Below are 24,555 nucleotides of genomic sequence, written 5' to 3'. Positions count from 1 at the left end.
GCCGGCTTCGGCGAGCAGGGCCTTGGCTTTTGCGACGTCCAGCTTGTAGCCTTCGTCCGGCAAGGCGCCGAGCACACCCGTCGACAGCGGCCGCTGATGCAGTTTGCCATAGTAAGGCATCACGGCCTTGTCGAGGCCTTCGTAGTCGATGAGATAGCGCAGCGCCTCGCGAACCTTCTTGTTGGCGAATTTCTCGTCCTTCATCGAAACGCTGAGATAGTAGAAGCCGGAGCCCGGCGTCGAGGCGATGGCAACGGCCTCATCGGTCTCGAGCGACTTCAGGTCCGGTGCCTGCAGCGAGTAGGCAACATCTATGTCGCCTTTTTCCAGAAGGAGCCTCTGCGACTGGGATTCGGGCAGATGGCGCATCAGCACCCGCTTCATCGCAGCCTTTTCGCCCCAGTAGTCGTCGTTGCGCGTAAGGATGATGTATTCGTTCGACTTCCACTGCGTGAGCGTGAAAGGACCGGAACCGGCGGAGTTCAGGGTCAGCCACGCCGCACCGAGGTCGCCGTCCTTCTCGTTCTCGAGCACCGTCTTGCTGTCGAAGATGGAGCCGGGGCCATTCTGCGCAAGGATCATCAGCAGCAGGTTCGGGTCGTCAGGCTTCGGCAGATTGAGCAAGAAGGTATGCTCGTCTTCGGCAATGAAAGCCTTGTCGGCAGCCTCGAGTGTGAAGCCGCGTGTCTTCAGGAACGACGACTGCGCGAGGTTACGTGCAAGCAGGCGCTTCAGGCTCCAGGCAACATCCTGGGCCGTTACGGGATTGCCGGATGCAAATTTGGCATCGCTGCGCAGGTGAAAGCGGATCGACTGGCGATCGTCGGAAACCTCCCAGCGTTCTGCCAGTCGCGGCTGGACGCTGCGGTCCGCAGGCGAGAGCACGACGAGCGTGTCATAGATGTTGTTCAAAACCTGGACCGTCTCGCGGCCGGTGATTGCGGCCGGGTCGAGCGTGAGGATGTTGCTCATCGTCGTTGCGACGACGAGCTGATCCTCAGGCGTTTCGGCGAGGACGAGATTGGGCATCGACGTCGCGAGAAGTGCGCCGAATGCGACCGTTGCCAGAAAGTGTTTCATGCTTCCTCCTTTGCGGCCGTCCACGCGGGAACCGACCTTCCTAATACAAGATCCGCCCGCCTGTTCCTCCACAGGCAGAGACCGGATCAGCCAAGAATTTCGCCAACGGGCACGGCGAGCGCCCGTCCGATGGCCGCCGTGTCTGCGGCTTCGAGATGCACACCGTCTGTTTTCGACGCCCGCGTGACCGTGCCGGCATCAAAGAACGGATGGCCGAGCTCGTCCGAAAGCTTGCGGTAGAGCGGAGACAACCGCTCGGATTCAGCCACGCTGCGGCCCGCCGCCGGATGTCCGCCGGGACCGGTTGAACAGGGAGGCGGCGCGACGATCAGAAGTTTCGGCTTCGCTCCCTTGGGCTTGTAGGGAAAGGTTTCGACGATCTGCGCCAGCCGGCGCATGCCGGAAACCGCTCCCTCCGCCCGCCCGCCATGCACGGGCTTGATGTCATTGGTGCCGAGCATGACGATGACGAGATCGAGCGGCATGTGGCTGGCAAGCGCCACTTCCAGCGCCTTGGCGCCATTGCGGCATGCAGGCCCCGCGTGGTCGTCATAGCAGGTGGTGCGCCCGCCGAGCCCCTCCGGGATGATTTTTGCCCGCCCCCCAAGCGTTTCGCTAAGCACCTCGGGCCAGCGGCCTTCCGGCGGATGACGCAGGCCCGTTGCCGGGTCGGCGCCCCAGGTCAGGCTGTCTCCGAAGGCAAGAACGGTCTTCATCACAGTTTCCCTCGCCCGTTACCGCACGCGATGGTTTTCGATGAAATTGAAGTCGATATCCTCGCCGAGACCGGGGCGATCCGGGACATGCACATAGCCCTCGCGGTCCATCGGGTCGGACAGCGACTTCAGGTAATCGTGCCCGTCGTCATATTCGAGGAACGGATGAAGCAGGCCGCGCTCGTACCAGCGGCAGTTCTTGGTAGCGGCAACGACATGCAGGTTCATGGCGGTGTTGCCGTGCACTTCGCACTCCATGCCGAAGGCTTCGGCAAGATGCATCGTCTTCAAGGCCGGCGTGATGCCGCCGACGTCGTTGACGCCGGTGCGTAGGATGTCGCAGGCGCCGGCCTTGATCCACTCGGCACGGTGCCAATGTTTGCCGGCGGCACTTTCCGGGCCAACGACGGGAATGTCGAGATTGTCGGCAAGCCACTTGTAGGACGACAGCGACTGCTCATCCATCGGCTCCTCGATCCAGTCGAAGCCGAGCTTCTCGAGCCCTCGCCCGAGTTCAAGCGCGTCGGTGCGGGAATACCAGTGGAAGGCGTCGATCATCAGGCGGATATCCGGCCCCACCGCTTCGCGCACGGCCGCACAAGCCTTGAGGTCCATCTTCACATCCGGTGCCCAGCTGACCGGCGGCATCCAGGTGTGCAGCTTGATGCCCTTGTAGCCGCGCTTGACCAGCGTCTCGCCGAACCGACCATAATCCTCTGGCGTCGCAAGACCGCCTTCGAGCTCGTCCCCGCACATGATCGAACCATAGGCGAGAACCTTGTCGCGATAGCCACCAATCAACTTGTAGACAGGTTGGTTCAACGTGCGGCCTGCCAGATCCCACAGCGCACAATCGACCACCGCCAGGGTGCGGTCCGTCAGTTGTGCTGCGGAACCGCGCTGCCAGTGAGCGAGATCCTGCCACAGCCGCTCGCGATCCCGATGGTCCTCGCCGATCAGGACCTTCTTGACGAATTTCTCGATGACATGCGGGCGAACGATCTCCGGCGCCGTGAAGGAATGCCCCTCGTGACCGTCCTCGGTGCGGATGGTCAACATGGCCTGCTCGACCTGGTGCGGCGGGCCGGGATGCGCGTGACCAGCACTGTCCGAGTGGCGGCGTGTGGTCGTGCGGAAGACCCGCACGTCGACGTCGGTGATGATCATTGTTCCTCCGGTATGCGATATGTGGCGCTCTCAGGCCGTTCTGTCCAATGCAGTAAGACAGATAAGCGCCAACTTGTCAAACATGTCTGACATGATTTGACGAAATGCCAGATATGTTCTGAAGAAGACGCGACGAGGTCCTCGCCGAGAGGCCAGCGTTCAAGTGGGTGAGAAAGGTGATTGCAGCAACAGGGGATCGCGCAGCACGTCACCCGCATGAAAGGCGCGCACGGCGAGCTAAGCTTCGTCGGGCGCGGCGCGGCGACTGTCGACGGCGGGATGAAATCGATCACAACTTGGAAAGTTCGACCTGAAACCCGGCGCCGGCTCGATCATCGGCGCATACGGGGACGCAAAGGGGCGCTACGCGGCACCCGCCCGGATCATGGAGAAGTAGTCATCGCCCCCGACCTGGCCGCCCTTCAGTGCAATCTGGAGACCGTCCGCAGGGCCGCCATGGGCGATGCACAGTGGCGAACCGGGCGTTTGTGGCAAGGGCATTTTCAGGGTCAAGGCGGAGATGCCCATCTCGCCGAGCGCGTGGCTGGAGGTGTCGCCTCCGGCGACCACCGCACGGGCAAGGCCCGCCCGCGAGACAAGTTCGGACTGGATGCGGCCAAGCGCCTGGCCGAGCCGATGGCGCGCACCCGTGGACGCGTCGAGTTCCCCACCCCGGTCGGCGGCGGGCCCCAGCGCCGTGTAAAGAACCACGCTTCGGCCGCCTTCAAGCACCTTCAGACCGGCTTCGACAGCCGTCGCGATGGCCGATGCACGGTTGTCGCCGGAGAGAGCCAGGGGATCGAGTGTGATGCCGTCGAAGCCGTTGGCCATCGCATGACGAACCTGCCGCTCGGTCGTCGGCGAAACGCTGCCCGAAACGACGGCGATACGGTCGACCGGGCCAGCCGGAGCAAAGGTGCGCTTGTCGTCGACGAGACCCAGGCGGCGCCAGGACGGGATCAGCGCATATTCGACGCCGGAGGAACCGCAGACGAACCGGCTTTGCCGGCGAAGGTCGTTCCAGAGCAGTGCACCGGCAGCGACCTGCGTTTGGTCGTCGAGCACATCGAGAAGGAGCACGTCGGCTTCCACGGGCTGGACCTCGCCGCATAGCGCGACCAGATCGACCAGCGCCGATGAAAGCGCCGTCTGTCTTGCCAGATGGAGCAGGAGATTGGCTTCGTCCATCGGTGTGACCGGATGGCGGGACATCACCGGATGCCGATCAATGCGGTAGTTGCGACCCTGGTAGGCGGCAAAGAGTTCGCCGAACGCAGTGTAGCGCCGGATCTGCGGCGCGCCGACGACAAGCGGTACGGTCTTATTGCCGAAGACTTTGCGGCCAATTTCGATCGCTCGGCCGATGTTGCCGACATGCGGGGCGGAATCGAAGGTCGAGCAGACCTTGTAGTGGCAGAGTTCAGCATCGAGCGTTTTCAGCCATTCGAAGGCTGCATGCAGATGCTCGTCCATCCACTCCGGTGTTTCGCTGCGGCTTGTGCCGGCAAGACCAAAGGCTCGTGCACCGGCAAAGCGCGACAGGAGCTCATTGTCCGGCACCTTCAGAAAGAGGACCGTGTCAACGCCGTTCGAGGCAAGCGCCTCCATGACGTCGGTCGAACCAGTGAAGTCGTCGCCGTAATAGCTGATCAAAGGGCGTGACATCATCAGGCCCCCTTGCCGTCTGCAAACTTCGCGATCGACTGGGCCAGCTCCGGGTGATCCTTGGCATAGGCTTCAAGCGGCATGCCGGCAACCGCAGCCTCCCAGGCCTGCCGGACCGCCTTCACCCCTGCCCCCGGACCTCCGGGATGGCTAACGATGCCACCGCCACATAGATAGAGCAAATTGGTGGAACCGCCCGTGGCCTTGATCGTATCGGGCGCCTGTCCGCCCCACTGGCCAGATCCGATTACCGGCAGCGCCACGTCCTTCTCCGCAAACAGGGGCGTGCTGACGGCTTTGTATGAACGCACGAAGCTCTCGTCCGGCTCCCAGTATTTGACGCGAATGCCGTTGATCTGAAACTGGTCGATGCCGAGCAGGCGCCAGAACTGCTGCCACACGGAAAACTCGAAGCCGAGGCCGGCATGGCGGGTGAGAATGTCCCAGCCGTTGCGATGGGCGTGCAAGACGAGGCCGGAGCGCTTGCGCAGGAATGCAAGGCCGCCAAAGCCGATCGAATTGATATTGACGACGGCGCAGTTTCCGCCGGCCTGCAGGACCATGTCATGATTGCGCATCATCTCGTCCGGGTCGGCATGGCTGATGCCGAACGCGTACATGACCTTCTTGCCGGTCTTCTGTTCGTGATCAAGGATCAGCGGCATGATCGCCGCCACCCGTTCCTTCAGCGGCGAATAGGCCGGGCTCATCAGCTTTTCGTCGTCCTTGACGAAATCGACGCCGGCCTTGATCAGGTCGCCGACCATCTCGGCCGTCTCGTGCGGCCTCAAGCCCAATGCCGGCTTGACGATGGTTCCGATGATCGGCCGGTCCTTCACGCCCGTGAGCGCAAAACTGCCCGCAACCCCAAACTGCGGGCCAGCATGGGCGGCAGCAAACGCCTGCGGAAGCTTCATGTCGACGATGCGAATGCCGGTCATGCCCTTGATGGAGAACACGCCGCCGATGGCAATGGTCATCAGGGCCGAAAGATCGGTACCGACGGCATCCATCGGGAAATCGATATCGACGTCCGCGCGATTGAAGCGCGCATGTCCGCCAGCCTCGTCGGGAAACGAGGCGCGGTCGGTGGCTGGCAGCGGGCGGACCGCGACGACACGGGCGGCGACCCTAGCCTTCAGCTCCTCCGTTTCGCCGGGCAGTGCGACGAAGGTCCCCGTCGATTGGTCGCTGGCGATCTTTGCCGCCATGGCCTCCACCGAGCCGGGCGTCTCTATCCGATAGGTCAGGCGGATCACGGTCTTTCCCTTTCGCACGGTCGCGGCAAGCTTGTTTACTTACGTCAACTGGTATAATGAGTATTTATGTTATTGCAAGCCATCTTCGCAGGGCTGTTGCGGCAACGAGACTTGATGCATATTCAGACCTGTCCAATTCAGGTGACTCAATGAACGCCATTTCCGAACCTATCGTCCGCAAAAAGCTGTCCGATGAAGTCTTCTCTCGGCTGAAGCAGATGATCGAGACCGGTGAGCTGAAAGCTGGCGACGAGATGCCCTCCGAACGGGAACTCATGGAGCGCTACGGCGTCGGCCGTCCGGCGATCCGCGAGGCGATGCAGTCGCTAGCCGGAAAGGGCCTTGTCGAGATCTCGCAAGGCGAGCGCGCCAAGGTCCTGCGTATCACGGCAGAGTCCATCATCAGGCAGGTCGACCTGCCGGCAAAGCTCATGCTTTCCGGTTCCTCCGATTCGCTCGAGCACCTGAAAAATGCCCGCATCTTCTTCGAGCGCGGCATGATCCGGGAAGCATCCGGCAAGGCTACCGCCGAGCATATCGCGCAACTGAGAGCACTCCTCGAAAAGCAGCGGGCAAGCCTCGGCGATGCGGATGCCTTCATCGATGCGGACATGGAGTTTCACCACTGTATTGCGCGGATCTCCGGCAACCCGATCTTCGTTGCGGTAAGCGGTGCGATGCTCGGATGGCTCAAATCCTATCATACGGAAATGCTGATCTGGACGGGACGGGAGAATTTTACACTCTCGGAGCATGAGGAGATCATTCGCGCGATCGAAAGCGGCGATGCCGATCTCGCCGAGCAAGCCATGGTCAAGCACCTGGAACGATCGCGCGCGCTCTACGCTCTCAAGGGTCAAAGCTAGGGCAACTCCAGGAAAAGCGGGAACGACCTTTCGTCCGGAATTGCGTAATATCAGAGCGTTAGCGCGATGTCGGCGCAGGCATAGGGCGGCAGGACGACCACCTCGCCCTGCGCCAGAATCTCACCGGCAGCCGTGATCAGCGAAACCGTGCGCGGCACTGCCGGCAGGGCGACCCGCTGCGCGTCGGGAGTGATGTTCACCATCAACAGCCGCTCCTTCGCCGCCATCCCCAGCACCGCGTCCGGCCGTGACGTCTCCACGACCGAAACCTCCCGGCCCGCCAAGGCGCCGAGCCGGGATAAGACGTGGGCCAGCGGGCGCAGCTCGCCCTCGGACAATGGCTCGCCCTTGCCTGCAACGAGACCGAACGAACCGGCAAGCGTCGAAAGCGTCAGCACGTCGAGCCCCGCAGACGCGACCGTTGCGGCATAGGCGAGCGTGAAGGCCGCGCCAAACTGGCCGTTGTGCCGCGGGTCGATGTTCGCCATCGGGATACGCGATGCGCTCGGATTGTCCTTCGTCGCGCTACCGTAAGGGTTCTGCCGCATGGCGATCGTCGACGGACCGATACGATAGGATTTGTCGCCGTAGATCGCCCTGGTCGTACCGACGACGTAGCGTAAGGCCTCGAAGGTCTGCATGACCGAGAGATCGTCGGCTGCGTGCACGATCGGGTTCGTCGTGTGGCTGATATAGTCGACGAGATCGGCAGGCACGCGCTTGCGATTGAGTTCGGTGAAATAGCTCATCATCCCGCCGCCAATCCGAAGGCCGGGAAAGGCCGTACGCGCGGCCGCATAGATATCGGCAAGATCCGGGCATTCCGGCCAGACGCTGCCGGGCGGCGTCGACTGCCGATCGACCGACGGACAGACGAACAGCGTATCGAGCTTGAGGCCCGCACGATCGACGAGCGCCGCAAACCCGCGCATCTCCTCTTCGAGCGGCCTTGCGCAGGGAACGGCAAGCTCCAGTGTTACCTTGAGCCCGGACCGCGCCGCAACCGTCGCATACCCCTCCAGAGCCGCGAGCCCATGGCCGGCTCCGGGGTCGAAGTGAGCGATCAGATGCTCAGCGCCGACAGTCTTCAGCACCGGGAGCGCAGCAAGTTCTTGGTCAAGGCATTCCGGCCGCAGCCCGATGCCGAGCGCCGGAAACCGGATGTTCGTCGGCACAAGGCTGATCGTCACCGGATCCAGACTTTTAATCGCCGGGGCCGCCGCCTCCGCCGTGATCGTCACCACTATCCGCTGGCTGAAGGCCTCGTTCCTGCGAACAAGATAGGGCCATGGCAGGGCCAGAGGGCGCACATAGGTCTTGAAAGAGCCGTCGGTCCAGTTGCGCTGGTCTTCCATCTCGAAGACGTCGCCGACGAACTCCGTCGTCGCCACGATGCCCGGTGTAACGCGATGCGCAAGCGCAACAATGTCCTTGAAGGGCTGCCAGGGTTCGATCGCGTCGGGCCATCGAGTATGCTCAACACTGCCGTCGCCATGCCTGACCTCGACAGCCTCGCCAGCGATGCCAACGACGGGATGCAGGACGACGAAGCCCGCTCGCGCGGTTTCGAAATCCGCGTCGCTGACGCAGTCGGCTGAAAAGACGACGCCCTGCGGATCACCAGAGATCGAAACATTGCAATCGAGGTTGGCGCCGGAAGGTGCGGTAAATCGAGCCTGATAGCGCAGAACGAAGCCATGCTCCTTTTCCGTCACGTGAAGATCGCTGATCGTCGCAGTGCAGGTGCCCCAGTCCTTGTCACGGACGAGGAAAGCGATCCCACGCAGCACCTCATGACCCCGAAAACGCACGGCGCGCAGGTTGCCGTTCTGTAACTCCACGCTCACATCGCCGGCAGCGAGCGGGCGAATTTCCGGCTCTCGCTCCGCCGTTCCGTATAGCTGGAACGTCGCTTCGCTCATGCCAGAAGCTCTCCGACGGCAACAGTCTCGCCGCGCTCCGCACTGAGATAGGCGGCCTCGACCAGCGCAAAGGTCTTCAGGTTGTCCCGCCCCGAGGTATCCGGTTCCTTGCCTGACGCCATCCGCTCGATCCAATGCTGCTGAATGAGCGCAACGCTTTCCTGGATGTTGTGCCAGGGGCGCGATGCCCAGGGCAGCAGGTTGGGCGCAACGACGCTTTCCTTCGTACCCTCCTCGCTGTGGACGGTAAGCCTGTAATCCTTGCCGAGGCGCAGCGTGCCCTTGCTGCCGTCGATTTCGACGAAGGTTTCGGGAAACGGCTCCTCCGGCAATTTGGTGGCATAGCTGACGTCGACGATCGACGTGATGCCGCTGTCGTGGTCGAGCAGCATGGTCGCAACGTCCTCGCCGACAAGGGCCGGGTTGATGCGCGCCGTGCGGGCGGTCATGCGGCTCACATCGCCGAACAGAAAGCGGGCGATATCGAGCGAATGGATGCCGAGATCCTCGATGATGAAGCGCTTGCCCTTGGCGAGATACGGCTGACCGGAAAAGACGTCGAAGCCCGAGCGAAACGAAATGCGCCCCCAGAACGGCACGCCGATCGCGCCGCTCTCAAGTGCCGCCTTCACCGCAAGGATCGGCGTCTGCCAGCGGAAATTCTCATGGATCATCAGAGGGATGCCAGCCTCTTCGGCCGCCCCGACCATGGCTTTGGCGTCTTCAAGCGTCGGCGCGAACGGTTTCTGGCAGATCGCCGGGATCTTGTGGGAGGCCGCAAGCTCGACCAGCGACCGGTGACTGCCGACGGTGGTGGCGATGTCGACGAAGTCGAAACCGCCGTCGGCAAACATCGCTTCCGCCGATGCGTAGCGCCGCGTCACCGCAAACTGGTCCCCGACGATCGTGAGCCGCTCCGGATCGCGATCGCAGATCGCGACGATCTCGACATCGGCCAGGTCCTGCCAGCCGTGCATCTGGTTGACGGCAAAGAAGCCGCAGCCGATCAGCGCACCCTTGATCTTCGCCATGCTCAACCCGCCTTTGCCATCTGCATGAGGGTGACGCGTTGCTGAAGGCGCCGTTGGGCTTGGTCCACCACCACGGCGACGATGATCACCAGTCCCTTGATCACCATCTGCCAGAACGAACTGACACCCATCATCACCAACCCGTCCGAGAGAATACCGATCACGAAGGCGCCGATGATCGTTCCACCGATCGTGCCGCGCCCACCCGACATGGATGTACCACCAAGGACGGCTGCCGCAATGGCGTTGAGTTCGAGATTGGTGCCGGTCGCTGGGTGCGAGGCCATGAGTTCCGACGAGATGACCAGCCCGACGATGGCCGCACAGAAGCCGGAGAACATGTAGACGAACATTTTGACGCGGTTGACGCGAATACCCGACATGCGCGACGCACGCTCGTTGCCGCCGACCGCAAAGATATGCCGGCCGAGCGGCACGAAGCGCGCAAAGTAGCCCGCCGCAAGCGCGACGACGACGAGGATCCATACGGAGACGGGCAGGCCGAGGATCGTGCCGGAACCGAGATAGCTGAAACCCTGGTTGCCAAGATCCTCACGGCCCGTGAGATTGGGCAATGTCTGGCCGTCCGAATAGAGCAGCGCCATACCGCGCGCGACATAAAGCGTGCCCAGTGTCGCGATAAAGGGAGCGACGTTCAGCCGGGTGATCAGGAGGCCGTTGATCGCGCCGATCAGGATGCCGACGACGGCCACGATAAGCGCCACCTCGATGACGTTGAAGTACATGGTGTAGCCGAGCGGCAGGACCACGCCATACATGATCAGCCCGCCGGCGATCATCCCGCAGAGGCCGACGATCGAGCCGACCGACAGATCGATGCCGCCGGTGATGATGACGAAGGTCATCCCGATTGCAAGGAACGCGTTCTGCGTCGCATGCTTCGTCATCAGGATCATGTTCGCGGTCGAAAGGAAGTTCGGCGCCGCGATCGAGAAGAAGATGATCACCGCGAAGAGCGCGATAAATGTCCTCAGCTTCATGAGCGTGAGCAGTGCCGACCCGCTGGAAAAGCTGTCGGCAGCGGCAGTTTGCGTTGCTGTCGTCATCACGCATGCATCCTTTTGGTTTTATGTCCCTCCGCGGAGGCCGAAACGATCAACTCGTCCGTCGCGTGCCTGCGGTCGACGACAGTGACGAGCCGACCGTTGCTCATGACCGCGATGCGGTCGGAAAGGGCCATGACCTCCTCGAGGTCGGAGGTGGAGAAGAGAATGGCGAGGCCCTCGCCCGCCAGCCGTCGCATGGTCAGAAAGACGTCGGCCTTTGCGCCAACATCGATGCCGCGGCTCGGCTCGTCCATCAACAGCACCTTCGGACCGGTCATCAGCGCCTTGCCGATCACCACCTTTTGCTGATTGCCGCCCGACATCGACGTCACGTCGAATTCCGGGTTCTTCGCCTTGATCGAAAGATTGCGGATCGCGTCCTTGATCGCCCTTGCTTCGCGCGCGACGTCGATGTGGAAGCCTGCTTTCAAGAACTGGCCAAGGCTCGCCATCGTCAGATTGTCGGCGATCGACATGGTTTGCACCAGGCCTTCGCGCTGGCGGTCCTCAGGGATGAGCGCCAACCCCTGACGAATGCGGCGCGTCGGATCGCGGCCCTTGAGTTCCTGATCCTCGATAAAGATCTTGCCGGTGGAGTGTTCGTGGCATCCCATGATGCATTCGAAAAGCTCCGAGCGACCGGCGCCCATCAAACCGTAGATGCCGAGGATTTCGCCTCTGCGCACGCCGATCGAAACATGGTCGACGGCAAACCCGCCTTGCGCCCGCGGCAGGCAGATGTTTTCGGCGCGAAAGACCTCTTCGCCCGGCTCGTGGTCGACCTCCTTGGCGAAATCCTTGGCGTCGGAGCCGATCATCGAGCGCACGATCCAGCGCGTGTCGATGTCCTTGACCATGGCATGGCCGGTGATCTGGCCATCCTTCAGCACGGTGATGTAGTCACCGATGCGCATCAATTCCTCCAGGCGATGCGAGATATAGACGATCGCGACACCGCGGGCCTTCAGATCGGAGATCACCCGGAAGAGGACATCGACCTCGGCAGCGCTTAGCGCCGACGTCGGTTCGTCCATGATCAGGATGCGGGTGTCGAGCGATACGGCGCGCGCGATCTCGACGAGCTGCTGCTGCCCGATCGGCAGGTCCTCGGCAAGCGTGTCGGCCGAGATCCCCGCCTCCAGGCGGTTGAGGAATTCGTTGGCCTTCTCGACCTGCGCACGGTGATCGATGCCGCGCACGCCGCGGGTAATCTCGCGTGTCGCAAAGATGTTTTCGGCAACAGAGAGATTGCCGAACAGGTTCAGTTCCTGAAAGACGATGCCGATACCGTGACGCACGGCATCAGCGGGGCTTTCGAGATGGATGCGCTCGCCGTCAAGCCGGATTTCCCCGAGCGTCGGCCGCTCGACACCGGCGATGATGCGCATCATCGTCGACTTGCCGGCACCGTTTTCGCCGACAAGTACGTTGACGGCCCCGCGCCGGAGCTTGAGGTCTGCCTTCTTCAGCGCCACGATGCCGGAATAGGCCTTGGTGATGTCCTTAAGTTCAAGGATGACGTCCCCGTCTTCAATGCCGCTCATGGTCAGCCTCCAACGGTGATGGTGGCCGGCACCAGCTGCGGCAGTTGGCCCTTGGCCGGCAGCGGATAGGCGCCGGTTGCCTTGATCGTCTTGCCGGTCAGGCCCTCACGCGGCAGCTTTTCCAGCAGGGCGCCGTTCACATGGGTGTTGAACGACTTGCCGTATTGGGCCCATTCGATCTGGTTCTTGAATTCGTTGAAGTTGACGAAGGCGAGGCTGTCGCGCAGCGCCGTGCCGCGGATGGCCGGACCTATCGAGACGCGCACATCCGCCTTGCCGTCACCGTCGACATCCACGTCGACATAGGCCGCGCGCGACTTCGTTTCTTCCGCCACGATGACGCCGTCGATCTTGGCGGCAAAGGTCCAGGGCGCATTGCCCTGCTTTTCCTTATGTCCGTATTTTTCCGCAGCGGCATCGAGGTTGCTCGCGGTCAACGCCGCGACGTCCTGGATCGCGCCGGCGCGACCATCGAGATAGGGCACGACCTTGGCATCCCAGATGTCGGCGACCAGCTTGTCAGGATTGAACGCACCTGCAGCCGCCTGCCTTTGCTCGTCTTCCGTTTTGACGAGCTTGCAGCCCCCAAGCGCAAGCGCGCCGGCAAGCATGAGTGTGCATGCAGCCTGAACCTTAAGCATTCCCGTTCTCCGTCATGACTATAGAACGCAAGGCGGGCTCAGCCGCCTTGCGCTATCGCGGGAAAGTTATTCGGAGAGCGCGAACGTCTCGAGCTTGTCGGCGTTGGCTGCCGTAATCAGCACGCAGTCCATCAGCTGCTTTTCTTCGGCTGGCGCCTTGCCGGTCGTGATGTACTCATGCGCCTGGGTGACGGCGAGCTGGGCCTGCGCGTAAGCGGGCTGCATGACCGTCGCCTTGATGCCACCTGAATTGATCGAGTCGCGCACGTCGTTGGAGCCGTCGAAGCCGACGACGATGACGTCCTTGCGACCGGCCGCCTGAAGTGCGGCGATCGCGCCCATGGCCATTGTGTCATTGCCGGCAATCACGCCCTGGATATCCGGGTTGGCCTGAAGGATCGTCTCCATCTTGGAGTAGCCCTCTGTCTGGCTCCAGTTGGCCGACTGCTGGGCGACCATCTTCATCTCGGGATATTCGTCCATGACATCGTGGTAGCCCTTCGAGCGGATGCCCGCATTGAGGTCCGCTTCACGGCCGAGCAGTTCGACGTAGTTACCCTTCTCGCCCATCAGCCTCACGAACTCTTCGGCGCCAAGCTGCGCGCCCTGATAATTGTTCGAAACGATCTGCGAGACCGCAATGCCGGTCGCGTTGATTTCGCGGTCGATCAGGAACGAGGGAACGCCTGCGTCCTTGGCTTTCTTGACGGCGGCAATCGAGGCTTCGGAGCCGGCGTTGTCGAGGATGATGGCCTTGGCGCCACGGCCGATCGCCGTGTCGATCAGCTGCGACTGCTTGTTGGCGTCGTCATCGTGTACAAGCACCAGCGTTTCGTAGCCGAGTTCTTTCGCCTTGGCCTCGGCGCCGACCGCTTCGGCCTTGAAGAAGGGGTTGTCGTGGCTCGGTGTAATGATGGCGATAAGGTCCGCGGCGAAGGCCGGCATCGCGGCGCTTGCGGCCATGACGGCGACGAAACCGACGGTGATCAATCTACGGGTAACGTTCATATTTTCCTCCCAGTTAGGCACAGGACTTCCTCGACCACCCCTCCATTGAAAGTGGCCCCCGGTGCGATCGCTTCATTTGGGCGCCGTAAGCGCGCCAAGGTGGCGGGCTGCGCCCGCCGCATGTCAGGTGATGCGTTGAATGCTGGCCGCGATTTCCGCCGGCTCGAACACCCGCCTCCAGTCGTCTCTCATCAGCACCGGCTTGCCGAATTCGATCGCCTTGTTGCAGGCATCCGAGAACACGCCCGGTGTCTCATCGAAAATCACGGCTCCAAGCACATTCATGTGGCCGAGCAGGAAATCGCGTGCCGCTTCCTTCGGAACGCCGCGGCGGACGCACTCGTCCATCGCCTCGCGCATGACGACGAGCAAGGACGCGCAGACCGTTTCTGAAAGGCCCGGTTCCAGCAGCGCCATCTGCTCCACCGTCACGCGATGGGAGCGCATGACCGGCGCCCAGATCACCCGGGCGATTTCCTCGCCAAGGGCATAGGCACTCTCGGGCCCCTGCATCAGCGCAGAAACGATGTGCTGCTTGGCGGCGATGCCACCGAAAAAATCACGCTTCGCGGCCGGATCCGTTTCGTCATTGAAAATTGGCGGGTGGCAGGGATGGGTGACGAAGTAGGTAAGGTCTGCGCGCTGCGGCAGATGGCCGGCAAAAGGGGCAGCAGCGTCGAGGGCAACGACCATCGTGCCCGGCTCCAGGCGATCGACGATACCGGATGCGACCTTGCCGATCGCCGTATCGGGAACGGCGAGAATGACGACATCCGCACCTTTGAGCGCCACCTCGGCCGGGACACAGGCAAGGCCGAGGTCCTTTTCCAGACGCGCCTTGCCGACATCACTCACTTCAACGTGCCGCACGTCGAAGCGCGAACCCTTGAGGTTCGAAGCGAGCCGATAGCCCATTTTGCCACCAGCACCGAAAAGCGCGATCGACGTCATCGAAATCTCCTTCATCGCCGAACCCTGACCATGACGGAGGGTTTCGATCTCAGCGCCTATCCTTCGGCGCCAGAGGAATATTTCCCAACTGGTATGACATGTCAATAACTACCCTTGATAATATGTTGATGCAGCCCTCACGGTCGCCGCGCCGAAGCGCTGGTACTGGGCGCGCAGGGTTATCGGCGCGTCGTTATCGGCGCTCTGTGAGGGGCTGGTCAGTCATTCCGGGAAGAGATGGCGTACGGCGCGGCGTCGCCTTGAGGTCGCTACCGCGAACCGCGGCTCCTCTCCAGGCCTGGGGACGTCAATGGACGTTGGCGTCGCCGAAACTGGCCGTCGGTGGCGGTGGTGGGCTTCGGCGAAACCGAGCGCCCTTCGCCCAGAGCTTCAGCGCTTCCCAATGAATGCCGGCGATAACCTTCACTGTCATCAACGGAAAACGCACCAGGCATCTTGCAAGCGTCCCACTGGTGACTGTCGCCGCATGTCCGGTGAACGTTGCGGCCAGAAGGGCGGCATCGCCCGACGTTTCGTGAATGCGCAACCGCACGGTCTTGCCGGGCGGCAGGACGCGGAAGTGGTACCGCAGGTCCATGTCCATGAAGGGCGAGACGTGAAGGATTTTCGCGCGGCTCTGGCGGATGCCGGCGGGACTTGTTTCTTCCGGCAACACGGGCGCGACATAGCTGTGTCGTTCGCCGAAAGTGTTGCGCACGGCATAGATGATGGCGATCAGGCTGCCGCTGGCATCATAGGCAAAATAGGTGGAAATCGGATTGAAGGCGTAGCCGAACATCCGGGGATAGGCGAGGAGCAGAACCCGGGACGCCGGCTCTGCCAGTCCTGCACGCGCCAGAAGCCTGTCGGCGAACTGGCGCAGCGTTTCGCTCTCGTCCTCGCTGTGATCCCGTTCCCAGAACGACAGAGGTCCGGGCCGGTTGACCGAAAGCAGCCAGGACAGGCGATCAAGTACCGCCAGTTGGTCAACGTCGACCAGCAGCGAGAACACGGAATAGCTGAAGCGGTGACCGAACGGGCTCAAACGCTGGTGCATGACCTTGCCCGGATAGAGCGTTGCGGCGGCTGCAGGCGGCGGGCCGTTTTCAGCCATGCTCGTGATGCGGTCGTCCTTCATCGCATGTCCCGTTCAACCATTCAGCGGGCCGGTTTCCAGTGAACGTCCCGGCACAGAACGCCACCAAGTATGCAGCCGCGCGTGACGAGGGCGTGATCGGACACCTTGACAGTGATCGAGTAGGTTCTGTCGCGCTTCTCGTCGTAGGCGGTTCCCGACAGTGTATCGGCGGCGTCGGCCTTTAGCGACATCACCAGCCGGTCGCCCGCCGCTTCGCCCTTGCTCGTATCGCCGATCCAGAGATTGGTGGCGCAGATTTTGTCACCGCAAGGCGCGATCTCGACGCGCGCGTTGCCGTCATCACGCAGCCAGACGCCGCTTGGATCAGCGGACTGCTGCGCCAGCGCAACCGAGGAAAGAAGCGGCAGAATGGCCGCTGCGGCCAGCACAGTCGTCTTCATCGCATCCTCCTCGGCGATCCGGCGATCTTCTCTGATACGGGCCGGTGGGCCGATCGGTTCACTTTGGTGATCCATCCGGTCGCGGCAGGCGTAAAACGATGGTCCAACGGGAGACGCCGGGATGAAGACAGTCGTCATCGCCTACCTTGCGGCTGGCATCGCATTCCTGATCGTCGATGCGATCTGGCTGACGGCGATGGCCGACACGCTCTATCGCCCGCTTCTCGGCGACAAGCTCGAAACGCCGTTCAATCTGGCGCCGGCCATCTGCTTTTATCTCATCTACATCGCCGGGATCGTCTATTTTGCGGTGCTGCCGGCCATTGAGGATGGTCGGCTCGCAAAGGCGGCGCTCAATGGCGCCGTGCTCGGCATCGTCGCCTATGCCACCTATGATCTGACAAATCAGGCGACGCTGAGGGACTGGCCTTTGGCTGTGACGCTTGCCGACATTCCGTGGGGCGCCTTCGTCACGGCCGTTGGCGCGTCAGCCGGATTTCTTGTCGCCAACCGTTTTGCTTGAGCCCTCGGCCTCGGCCAGCGCATTGGAAAAGACGAGAGCGACAAAGCCGGTGAGCATGCTGGCGCTGAGCGCGTTGAGGCGGGCAAGTGCGGCATATTCGTCAGCACTGTAAGCGACCATGGGCGTTCCATATCTGCCATTGAAGAGAAAGTAGGCGCCGAAAGCCATGCCGGCCAGAACGAGGCCGAAAAGACGCTCGTGCGGGCGGAACACCAGAAGCGCGATCACCGCGCAGGGTATGTAGAAGACTTCGACCGCCGACTGCGAGCCGAACAGCCAGGCGCAAAGAACCGTGTTGCCGATCCCCGCAAGCGGCAGAAGCGCGCGACCCGCAACCGTCTGTCTCCTCGCCAGTGCCGGCACGGCAAGAAAAAACGGCGTCGAGAAAAAGGTGAAGAGCGCAGGCGTCACCTCGTCGCTGACAAGCCAATAGAGGTAGAGCGGGTAGAACGGCTGGTTGGACGCAACTACGAGGGAAATGACGTTCGCCGCCTGCACACGCGGGTCCGGGTGGCTTGCATAACGCCGCAACGCACCGACAATCCTGCCGAAGGGCAACATCACCCTTGAACGCCGACGGGACGAAGGAGGTAGTGGCTGACACCCCATTCGTCGCCGTCCGCATGCCCGAAAAGCCCTGCTGTCGCCAGGAAGAACAGACGCCAACGCCGCATCCAGAGGGCCGTATCGCGGCCGTAGACTGGCGCGAGGATCGCACGGATCTCCGTTCGGTTGGCGTCGAAATTCTTCAGCCAGTCGCGCGCTGTGCGCTGATAGTGGGTTCCGTCCCAGCGCCAGTCCTTCTCCGTGACGAAACTCTCGCCGAACTCTCTGACCAGGCCATGGCTCGGCATCACGCCGCCGGTGAAGAAATGCCGGGCAATCCAGTCGGCCTTGTCGGTATGGTCGAAACGATAGGCGCTGCGCCGATGCGAGAAGACGTGAAGAAACACCCGCCCGTCGGGCCTGATCCATCCGCGCATCCGGTCAAACAGGGCGCGCCAATTGGACATGTGTTCGAACATCTCGACAGAGACGATGCGATCGAAGGCACCGATGGGAGCAAAGCCGTTCATATCGGCGGTGACGACAGTCAGATTGCCGAGCCCGCGCCGCTCGATTTCCGCCTCGATGAAGCGTCGCTGTGACGCCGAATTCGAAACGGCGACGATGCGCGACCCCGGATAGCGCTCCGCCATGAAAAGAGACAGCGAACCCCAGCCGCAGCCGAGTTCGAGAATATCTTGCCCGTCCGCAAGCGCCGCGTGCGCGCAGGTCTCCTCGAGTGCCGCGATTTCGGCCTCGGCAAGAGTGGTTTCTGGAGTGCGGTAGAGGCAGCAGGAATACTTGCGCTGGGGCCCAAGTGCCAGCGCGAAGAACTCTGCAGGTACCTCGTAGTGCTGGGCATTGGCATTTGTGGTGTGGGTGGCGATCGGCCAGTCGTTCATGGTCTCGGCAAAGGTGGCATCCGCCGCGCCGCCGCCGGCGAGGACCCGGCGCGTGCGGCCCACAAGCCGGTCTATGCCGAACCGCAGCGCGACATCGGGAAGCGGCAGACGCTCGGCAGCCGCAATGGCCGTAACGGCAAATCTCATGTCTGCCTCTCCTTCTGTGGCAGGTCGGTGCGTGGCAGACCTGGCCAGAACGCGTTGACGCGCCTGGCGTAGGCGGCGAATGCAATGCCGCGGGACCGCTTCATATGGGCTTCGAGCGGCGGAATGCCCGAGACATGCACGAGGAGCCAGTACATGAAAGCCGGACCGACAAGGGCCGCCCATCCCCATGACCATGCACCGGCAGGGCCGATCGCGATGACGGCATATCCAGCCCATCCGAGCCATTGGAAAAAATAGTTCGGATGGCGGGAGAGGCTCCACAGCCCGATATCGCAGACCTTGTCCTTGTTGGCGCTGTCGTCACGGAAACGCGACAGTTCAGCGTCCGCCAGCCCTTCTCCACAGACGGCGAAAAAGAGGACGGCGACACCGGCGAGATCGCTCCATTGAAGCCCCTGCCCGGGGTTGCGGGCAGCAAGGAACACCGTGCTTGAAAGCAGCAGCGCGGCGGCCGCCTGGATCTGGAGAAAGAACCAGAGGCAGTATTTCCAAGCGTCGCCCCATTCCTGCCGGAGATTCGCATAGCGTGGATCCTCGCCGCCTCTTCGCGTGCGTATCAGGATGTGGAGACCGAGACGGAAGGACCAGAGCCCGGCGATCACGGCAACGATGAGGCGCCTCTGAGGATTGCCTTCAAATCCGGATATCGGGACGAGGGCTGCGGCGATGCCGGCCAGGCCGACCATGAAGGACCAAGTCGCGTCCACCCAGCCAGACTTTTCGCCGCGCACGACGAAAAGCCAGGCCAATGTCATGGCAAGGGAGAGGACTGCGGCAAGGGTAGCGAACAGTTCCGCCGCAGCCATGGCTCAGATCCCGAAAATCGGCTGCAGCATCCGGGCGATGGCGCTCTTGAAGCGCATCTTGCCCTCCATCGCTGCAAGGCAGATGCAATCGCCGTCACTGTCGACGATCGGTTGATGTTCGACATCCTCGTCCATTTCGGCCAGATCCCCTGGCTTGAAGGTGCCGAAGGTGTCGGAAAACGATCCGGAGACGATGTACGTAAACTCCGCGCCGACATGCCCGTGATCGGGCAGCGCCCTGCCGCGACCGACCTTCAGCAGGATGAGATTGGCATCGGGATCGTGCGGGACGCCGACGCGGCTCATCCGCATGCCGGGGCCGATCCAGCGCCAGCGTCCGATAGCACAACCGCGCAGCGCATCGGGCAGCCGCACGCCCTCAATTTCGGGCGGCGTCGTCGCCATGGCCACCGGAGCGGCGGCAGGTCCTTCGGCGTCGATCAGCGCAAGCACGTCGTCCAGCGCCGTTGCCGGCAAGGGCGACGGATCAAGCGCGTCGAGCAGCGCGCCACCCAGCGCCTCATACTGACCGACACGGGCGCGGCAGGCCGCACAGCCTGCAAGGTGTGCGGCGACGACGATGGCGGGACCCGCGGCGAGCGTGCCGGCGGCAAAACGCATCAACGTCTCGTCCTTGGCGTGGTGTGTGGTATTCATCTTTCGTCTTCCAGCAGCGCTCGCAGACGGTTGATCGCGAGGCGTATTCTAGATTTCACGGTGCCGAGCGGGATCTGGAGTTCGTCGGCGATTTCGGTCTGCGATTTCTCGCTGAAGTAGGACAGGCGGATGATCGTCTGCTGGTCCGTCGACAGGGCGACCAGCGCGTCGCGCACCCGCGCATCCCGCTCCGCTCCCACCAGCAGATCCTCGACCGAGGCCGGGGGCTCTTCGGGGTCGACCGGAAGTGCCGATGGATCGCGCTGGCGGCGCAGATAGTCGATGCGCACGTTCCTGGCGATCGTGAAAATCCAGGTCGCCACGCCGGCGCGCTCAGGATCGAAATAGGATGCCCTGCGCCAGACGTTCAGCATCGCCTCCTGCACGAGGTCGTCCGCAACGCCGGATGAGACCGTCCAGCGCATGAAGTACGACTTCAGGCGCGGGCCGAAGTGCCGGAACAGCGCGGCGAAAGCGTGCCGGTCCCGGTCGTTGGCAACGGCCGCCAGGAGGCCGACCTGTTCATCGGCCGTCGGTGCCTGCGGTTCCTCGGTCGCACTCACCACGGCAAGCCGCCGGGCCGGTGGCGAGCCCAAGTGAGGATCCATCTCGATGGGGCACGAAGCTTCATGCATACATCCTTTTACGCGATAGGATGAAAGGTGGATCACCGGCGCGCAAATTCGAGGCCGGGTGATCCGTAGCGGGGCTTTCTTCGTACACATAAAAAAGTCTCGCCGAGAGCGCCAGCCGCAGAAGGACCTCGATGCGCCACGTTCCCCAGTCCGAGCGATCCCTGAAGATTGCCGTCGTCGGCACAGGTATTGCCGGCCTCTCGGCTGCCTGGCTGTTGTCGGCGCGTCACGAGGTAACCGTTTTCGAAGCGGATACCCGCATCGGCGGCCACTGTCACACGGTGGCCGCGGGCAACGGTGCGGTTGATACCGGTTTCATCGTCTACAACGAAATGACATATCCCAACCTGACGGCGCTTTTTGGCCATCTCGACGTCGCGACGAAGGCGTCGGATATGTCCTTTGCCGTTTCCATGGATGATGGCCTTCTCGAATATGCTGGCACAAGCCTTGCGGGCCTGTTTGCTCAGCGCCGCAACCTTGCAAGTCCGCGCTTCTGGTCGATGCTGCGCGATCTCGTGCGCTTTTATCGGGAGGCGCCGAATGGGGTGCGTCATCTCGATCCGTCGGCAAGCCTCGACGAGTATCTCAATGGCGCCGGCTTCGGCACGGCGTTCCGCGAGGATCATCTGTATCCGATGGCTGCCGCGATCTGGTCGACGCCCGCGCTCGAGATCGGCAACTATCCGGCGGTTTCGTTCGTCCGCTTCTGCGAGAACCACGGCCTTCTCAAATTCCTCGGCAGGCCGATCTGGCGCACCGTCGACGGCGGCAGCCGCCGCTATGTGGAAAAGCTCATAGAACCCTTTCGCGATCGCATCCGTACCAATGCGCCTGTCACCTCGATCCGTCGGGTCAACGGGGCAGTGGAAATCCGAACGCCCGGGGCCGAGCCAGAATGGTTCGACCACGTGGTGATCGGCGCCCATGCCGATCAGGCGCTCTCGCTGCTTGCTGATCCCTCAGAGCGAGAAGCGGAACTTCTCGGCGCCTTCTCCTATGGCGTGAACGAAACCGTCCTGCACAGCGACGAAAGCCTGATGCCACGCCGCCGCCGGGTCTGGGCGAGCTGGAACTATCTTGCCCGGTCAAGCCGTGGCGGCGTCGAGCGGCGCAAACCTTGCGTCACCTACTGGATGAACCGCCTGCAAGGCATCAGGCAGACCCAGCCGTTGTTTGTAACCTTGAGCCCGCTGCACCAGCCCGCGCAGGACAAGGTGATCTGGAGCGGGTATTACCAGCATCCTCTTTTCAATGCGGCAACGCTTGCCGCACAGGAGCAGCTCTGGTCCCTGCAGGGGACCTCGAACACCTGGTTCTGTGGGTCCTATTTCGGATCGGGCTTTCACGAGGATGCCATCCAGGCGGGACTCGCGGTCGGTGAAAGCTTGGGCGGCGCGAAGAGGCCCTGGGCGGTAGCCGGCGAATCTGACCGAATTTTCCGACGCCTGCCGCAGGCATGACGGTTCCCAAAGACCGCGTCGGTCTAGCGCGTTTTTTCCAAGCGCGGAGTCCATTGACTTGATGTGGGCCTTGGCTGGTCGCCGGGCCGGATGGACCTTTCCGCGCTCCGGCCGGCAAACAGGCGTCTATTCGGCCGCGACCAGAAGGTCCGATGCGGTTTTCGCCTCGACAACACTCGCGCGAACCGGTTCAAGTGCGGTGAGGATCTGTTGGCGCAGCCAGGTATGGCCGGTGTTACGGTCGGACGAGCTGTGCCACGCAAGCGAGATGTCATAGGGCGGGACGTCCACCGGACCCGGGCTGATGGCCAGACCGAAGACCGGCGCCCAGGCCCGGGCGAAACTTGCCGGCACGGGCGCGATCATGTTCGCGTCCCGAACGAGGATCGGCAACGTGAAAAGGTGCGGCGTGGTGACGGTCGCAAGTCTTTTCAGTCCGCTTTCGGCCAGTATCTCGTCGACGAGGCGGCAGCGGCCGTCCTTGCTGACGAGTACCGCCTGTGGGGTGGACAGGAAGGTGTCGAGGTCAATCACGCCGGATGGTCCGATCTTCTCCGGAAGAGCGAGCACGACGTAACGCTCGGACCAGAGCTTGCGGCGCTTGTGCAGTTCGTTGCCGGTTTCCACCTTGCCGATCGCAATGTCGATCTCGCCAGTGTCCAGCAGGTCGGCTGGATAGTCCTGGTCGATGGGCCGGACGACGAAATTGACGCGCGGAGCCTTGTCGCGAACGGTTGCGAGAAGCGACGGCATCAACAGGCTCTCAAGATAATCCGTCAACCCGAGCGTGAAGGTTCTCTCGTCCGTCGCCGGGTCGAATTGTTCCGGCTCGATCAGCCGCGACTGGATCGTGCAGAGGAGGTTGCTCACTGTTTCGGCCAGTTCCTGCGCCCGCGGCGTCGGCTCGATGCCGCGGGCCGAGCGGACGAACAACTCATCGGACAGAAGTGTGCGCAGGCGCCCCAGATTGTGGCTGAGCGCGGATTGCGAAATGCCGATCCGTTGCGCCGCGCGTGTCACGTTGCGCTCGCTCATCAATGCATCGAAAGCCACCAGCAGGTTGAGGTCGAACTTCAATATATGAGCGTGATCGATCGTCATCATGAACTCCATGAATTGGATTTATGGATCCCCGACAGATATCTATCTCATCGATGATAATCAACCACCTTGAGGAATAACAGTCATGAAGTCACTGTTTGAAACCTATGACATGAACGGTCAAAAGCTGAGAAACCGGATCGTCATGGCACCGATGACCCGGGCAAGAGCGAACGACGGTGTCGCCGACGCCGGCACAGCCCTCTACTACAGCCAGCGCGCCACCGCCGGTCTCATCGTCTCCGAGGGTACGCCGATTTCTCAGGAGGGAACCGGCTTTGCCTTCATCCCCGGCATCTGGTCAGAGGATCAGGTCCACGGTTGGCAGGGCGTGACCGAGGCAGTCCACGCGCAAGGCGGGACGATCTTTGCGCAGATCTGGCACGTCGGCCGCATGTCGCATACGTCGCTGCAGCCGGCCGGCGGGCACCCCGTCAGCGCCAGCGCTATCCCGGCCCGTGACGCCCAGAGCAAGGCCTTTGCCTTCGACGAGAGCGGCATGGCAGGCTTTGTCGACGCCAGCGCGCCACGGGCGCTTGAGACCGAGGAGATTGCACGGGTCGTCGAGGACTTTGCGCGGGCAGCAGTCAATGCCGTTGCTGCCGGGTTTGACGGCGTCGAGATCCATGGCGCCAATGGCTACCTGATCGAGCAGTTCCTCAATCCGCGTGTCAACGACCGTAGCGACCGTTATGGCGCCGGCAATGTCGAGGACAGGACCCGCTTCGTTCTCGAGGTCGTGGACGCGGTGGTTGCACGCATCGGCGCCGACAAGGTCGGCATCCGCCTCTCGCCCTTCGGCAAGCTCTTCGACATGCCGCATCACGCCTTGATCGAGGAAACCTATCTGCACCTGGCACGATCGCTCGCGGCGCGTTCGCTGGCCTATGTGCACCTGAAGGATCAGGGGCCGGCAAGTGCTCCGGCGCTTTCGGAAGACTTCCTGCGCGCCTTCCGTAAGGCCTATCCCGGCACGCTCATCCTCGCGGGTTCGCTCGACAAGGGCCGCGCCGAACGGTTCCTGCAGGACGGCCTGATCGATCTTGCCGCCTTCGGTCAGCCTTTCATTGCGAATCCTGACCTGGTGGAGCGGCTGCGGCGCGACCTTCCCTTGGCAAAGCCCAATCGCGAGACCTACTACGGCGGGGACGCGCGAGGCTACACCGACTACCCGGCCTACGAGGAAAGCATCGAGCCCAAGGCCGCCTGAGGGGCTGCTTTCCGGCCGTCGCTTCATCCGCGCCGGTTCGTCTCTGCGGTCCCCGGAAAATGTCCGGGACCGCAGATATCACGTCGGA

At 62.6% G+C, this 24,555-nt stretch carries 24 protein-coding genes; 4 read left to right on the top strand and 20 right to left on the bottom strand.

Annotation, left to right across the window (positions count from 1 at the left end; genetic code table 11):
* From VGO04_RS26745 to oiaX, 5 genes are all read right to left on the bottom strand, one after another.
* Positions 1-1,080, bottom strand: a 1,080-nt coding sequence (locus VGO04_RS26745; protein WP_327498991.1) for an ABC transporter substrate-binding protein, incomplete at its 3' end; no start/stop codon positions are given.
* 86 nt (positions 1,081-1,166) lie between these two features.
* Positions 1,167-1,796 (bottom strand): SGNH/GDSL hydrolase family protein, encoded by a 630-nt coding sequence (locus VGO04_RS26740; protein ID WP_327498990.1) that lies wholly within the window; start codon positions 1,794-1,796, stop codon positions 1,167-1,169.
* A gap of 18 nt (positions 1,797-1,814) precedes the next feature.
* Positions 1,815-2,963, bottom strand: coding sequence for a mandelate racemase family protein (locus VGO04_RS26735; RefSeq protein WP_327498989.1), 1,149 nt, complete (start codon positions 2,961-2,963; stop codon positions 1,815-1,817).
* Positions 2,964-3,326: 363 nt separating this feature from the next.
* On the bottom strand, positions 3,327-4,628 hold the full coding sequence (locus tag VGO04_RS26730) for a four-carbon acid sugar kinase family protein (RefSeq protein ID WP_327498995.1): 1,302 nt from the start codon (positions 4,626-4,628) through the stop codon (positions 3,327-3,329).
* A gap of 2 nt (positions 4,629-4,630) precedes the next feature.
* Positions 4,631-5,887, bottom strand: a complete 1,257-nt coding sequence (oiaX, locus tag VGO04_RS26725; protein ID WP_327498988.1) for a 3-oxo-isoapionate-4-phosphate decarboxylase OiaX — start codon at positions 5,885-5,887, stop codon at positions 4,631-4,633.
* Positions 5,888-6,036: 149 nt separating this feature from the next.
* On the opposite strand from oiaX, the gene VGO04_RS26720 reads away from it, so the two are divergent.
* Positions 6,037-6,753 carry a transcriptional regulator NanR gene (locus tag VGO04_RS26720; protein WP_327498987.1) on the top strand — a complete coding sequence of 239 codons (717 nt, stop codon included), beginning with the start codon at positions 6,037-6,039 and terminating at the stop codon, positions 6,751-6,753.
* 50 nt (positions 6,754-6,803) lie between these two features.
* Here the strand turns inward: VGO04_RS26720 and apnL are convergent, their stop codons facing one another.
* The 9 genes from apnL to VGO04_RS26675 form a co-directional block, all read right to left on the bottom strand.
* Positions 6,804-8,675: a D-apionate lactonase gene (apnL, locus tag VGO04_RS26715; RefSeq protein ID WP_327498986.1), complete on the bottom strand. Its 1,872-nt coding sequence runs from the start codon at positions 8,673-8,675 to the stop codon at positions 6,804-6,806.
* Positions 8,672-9,706 (bottom strand): Gfo/Idh/MocA family oxidoreductase, encoded by a 1,035-nt coding sequence (locus VGO04_RS26710; RefSeq protein ID WP_327498985.1) that lies wholly within the window; start codon positions 9,704-9,706, stop codon positions 8,672-8,674. Before VGO04_RS26710 ends, apnL begins: the two co-directional genes overlap by 4 nt.
* Before the next feature lie 2 nt (positions 9,707-9,708).
* Complete coding sequence (locus VGO04_RS26705) at positions 9,709-10,773, bottom strand: ABC transporter permease (protein ID WP_327498984.1); 1,065 nt, start codon at positions 10,771-10,773, stop codon at positions 9,709-9,711.
* A complete protein-coding gene (locus VGO04_RS26700; protein ID WP_327498983.1) occupies positions 10,773-12,317 on the bottom strand; it encodes a sugar ABC transporter ATP-binding protein in 1,545 nt (514 codons plus the stop codon). Before VGO04_RS26700 ends, VGO04_RS26705 begins: the two co-directional genes overlap by 1 nt.
* 2 nt (positions 12,318-12,319) lie before the next feature.
* Entirely contained in the window at positions 12,320-12,958 is a 639-nt protein-coding gene (locus VGO04_RS26695; protein ID WP_327498982.1) for a DUF2291 family protein, read from the bottom strand.
* Between the two features lie 66 nt (positions 12,959-13,024).
* Positions 13,025-13,966 carry a D-ribose ABC transporter substrate-binding protein gene (locus tag VGO04_RS26690; protein ID WP_327498980.1) on the bottom strand — a complete coding sequence of 314 codons (942 nt, stop codon included), beginning with the start codon at positions 13,964-13,966 and terminating at the stop codon, positions 13,025-13,027.
* Positions 13,967-14,089: 123 nt separating this feature from the next.
* A complete protein-coding gene (locus tag VGO04_RS26685; protein ID WP_327498979.1) occupies positions 14,090-14,917 on the bottom strand; it encodes a phosphogluconate dehydrogenase C-terminal domain-containing protein in 828 nt (275 codons plus the stop codon).
* Between the two features lie 307 nt (positions 14,918-15,224).
* Positions 15,225-16,055, bottom strand: coding sequence for a DUF1365 domain-containing protein (locus tag VGO04_RS26680; RefSeq protein ID WP_327498978.1), 831 nt, complete (start codon positions 16,053-16,055; stop codon positions 15,225-15,227).
* A gap of 20 nt (positions 16,056-16,075) precedes the next feature.
* A complete protein-coding gene (locus VGO04_RS26675; protein ID WP_327498977.1) occupies positions 16,076-16,456 on the bottom strand; it encodes a DUF2147 domain-containing protein in 381 nt (126 codons plus the stop codon).
* A 121-nt stretch (positions 16,457-16,577) separates the two neighbouring features.
* On the opposite strand from VGO04_RS26675, the gene VGO04_RS26670 reads away from it, so the two are divergent.
* On the top strand, positions 16,578-16,979 hold the full coding sequence (locus VGO04_RS26670; protein WP_327498976.1) for a DUF2177 family protein: 402 nt from the start codon (positions 16,578-16,580) through the stop codon (positions 16,977-16,979).
* Here the strand turns inward: VGO04_RS26670 and VGO04_RS26665 are convergent.
* From VGO04_RS26665 to VGO04_RS26645, 5 genes are read right to left on the bottom strand one after another with little or no spacing between them, the layout of a single operon-like run.
* The gene (locus tag VGO04_RS26665) at positions 16,944-17,510 is read right to left on the bottom strand and encodes a hypothetical protein (protein ID WP_327498975.1); all 567 of its coding nucleotides are present in this window, start codon (positions 17,508-17,510) and stop codon (positions 16,944-16,946) included. The genes VGO04_RS26670 and VGO04_RS26665 overlap by 36 nt on opposite strands.
* A 29-nt stretch (positions 17,511-17,539) precedes the next feature.
* Positions 17,540-18,574 carry a cyclopropane-fatty-acyl-phospholipid synthase family protein gene (locus VGO04_RS26660; protein ID WP_327498974.1) on the bottom strand — a complete coding sequence of 345 codons (1,035 nt, stop codon included), beginning with the start codon at positions 18,572-18,574 and terminating at the stop codon, positions 17,540-17,542.
* Positions 18,571-19,401, bottom strand: a complete 831-nt coding sequence (locus VGO04_RS26655; RefSeq protein ID WP_327498973.1) for a DUF1295 domain-containing protein — start codon at positions 19,399-19,401, stop codon at positions 18,571-18,573. Before VGO04_RS26655 ends, VGO04_RS26660 begins: the two co-directional genes overlap by 4 nt.
* 3 nt (positions 19,402-19,404) lie before the next feature.
* Positions 19,405-20,058: a ChrR family anti-sigma-E factor gene (locus tag VGO04_RS26650; protein ID WP_327498972.1), complete on the bottom strand. Its 654-nt coding sequence runs from the start codon at positions 20,056-20,058 to the stop codon at positions 19,405-19,407.
* A complete protein-coding gene (locus VGO04_RS26645) occupies positions 20,055-20,654 on the bottom strand; it encodes a sigma-70 family RNA polymerase sigma factor (RefSeq protein ID WP_327498971.1) in 600 nt (199 codons plus the stop codon). Before VGO04_RS26645 ends, VGO04_RS26650 begins: the two co-directional genes overlap by 4 nt.
* A gap of 170 nt (positions 20,655-20,824) precedes the next feature.
* Here VGO04_RS26645 and VGO04_RS26640 point away from each other — a divergent pair, with 170 nt between their 5' ends.
* On the top strand, positions 20,825-22,156 hold the full coding sequence (locus VGO04_RS26640) for an NAD(P)/FAD-dependent oxidoreductase (protein ID WP_327498970.1): 1,332 nt from the start codon (positions 20,825-20,827) through the stop codon (positions 22,154-22,156).
* A gap of 126 nt (positions 22,157-22,282) precedes the next feature.
* On the opposite strand, the gene VGO04_RS26635 is transcribed toward VGO04_RS26640, so the two are convergent.
* On the bottom strand, positions 22,283-23,257 hold the full coding sequence (locus VGO04_RS26635) for a LysR family transcriptional regulator (RefSeq protein ID WP_327498969.1): 975 nt from the start codon (positions 23,255-23,257) through the stop codon (positions 22,283-22,285).
* A gap of 85 nt (positions 23,258-23,342) precedes the next feature.
* Between VGO04_RS26635 and VGO04_RS26630 the strand changes: the two genes are divergently transcribed.
* A complete protein-coding gene (locus tag VGO04_RS26630) occupies positions 23,343-24,467 on the top strand; it encodes an alkene reductase (RefSeq protein ID WP_327498968.1) in 1,125 nt (374 codons plus the stop codon).
* Positions 24,468-24,555: the final 88 nt, after the last annotated feature.

It is taken from the genome of Ensifer sp., assembly GCF_035999185.1.
Lineage (GTDB): Bacteria > Pseudomonadota > Alphaproteobacteria > Rhizobiales > Rhizobiaceae > Ensifer.
Note: the sequence above shows the minus strand (reverse complement) of the source record. Positions and strands in the feature narration are given on the sequence as shown.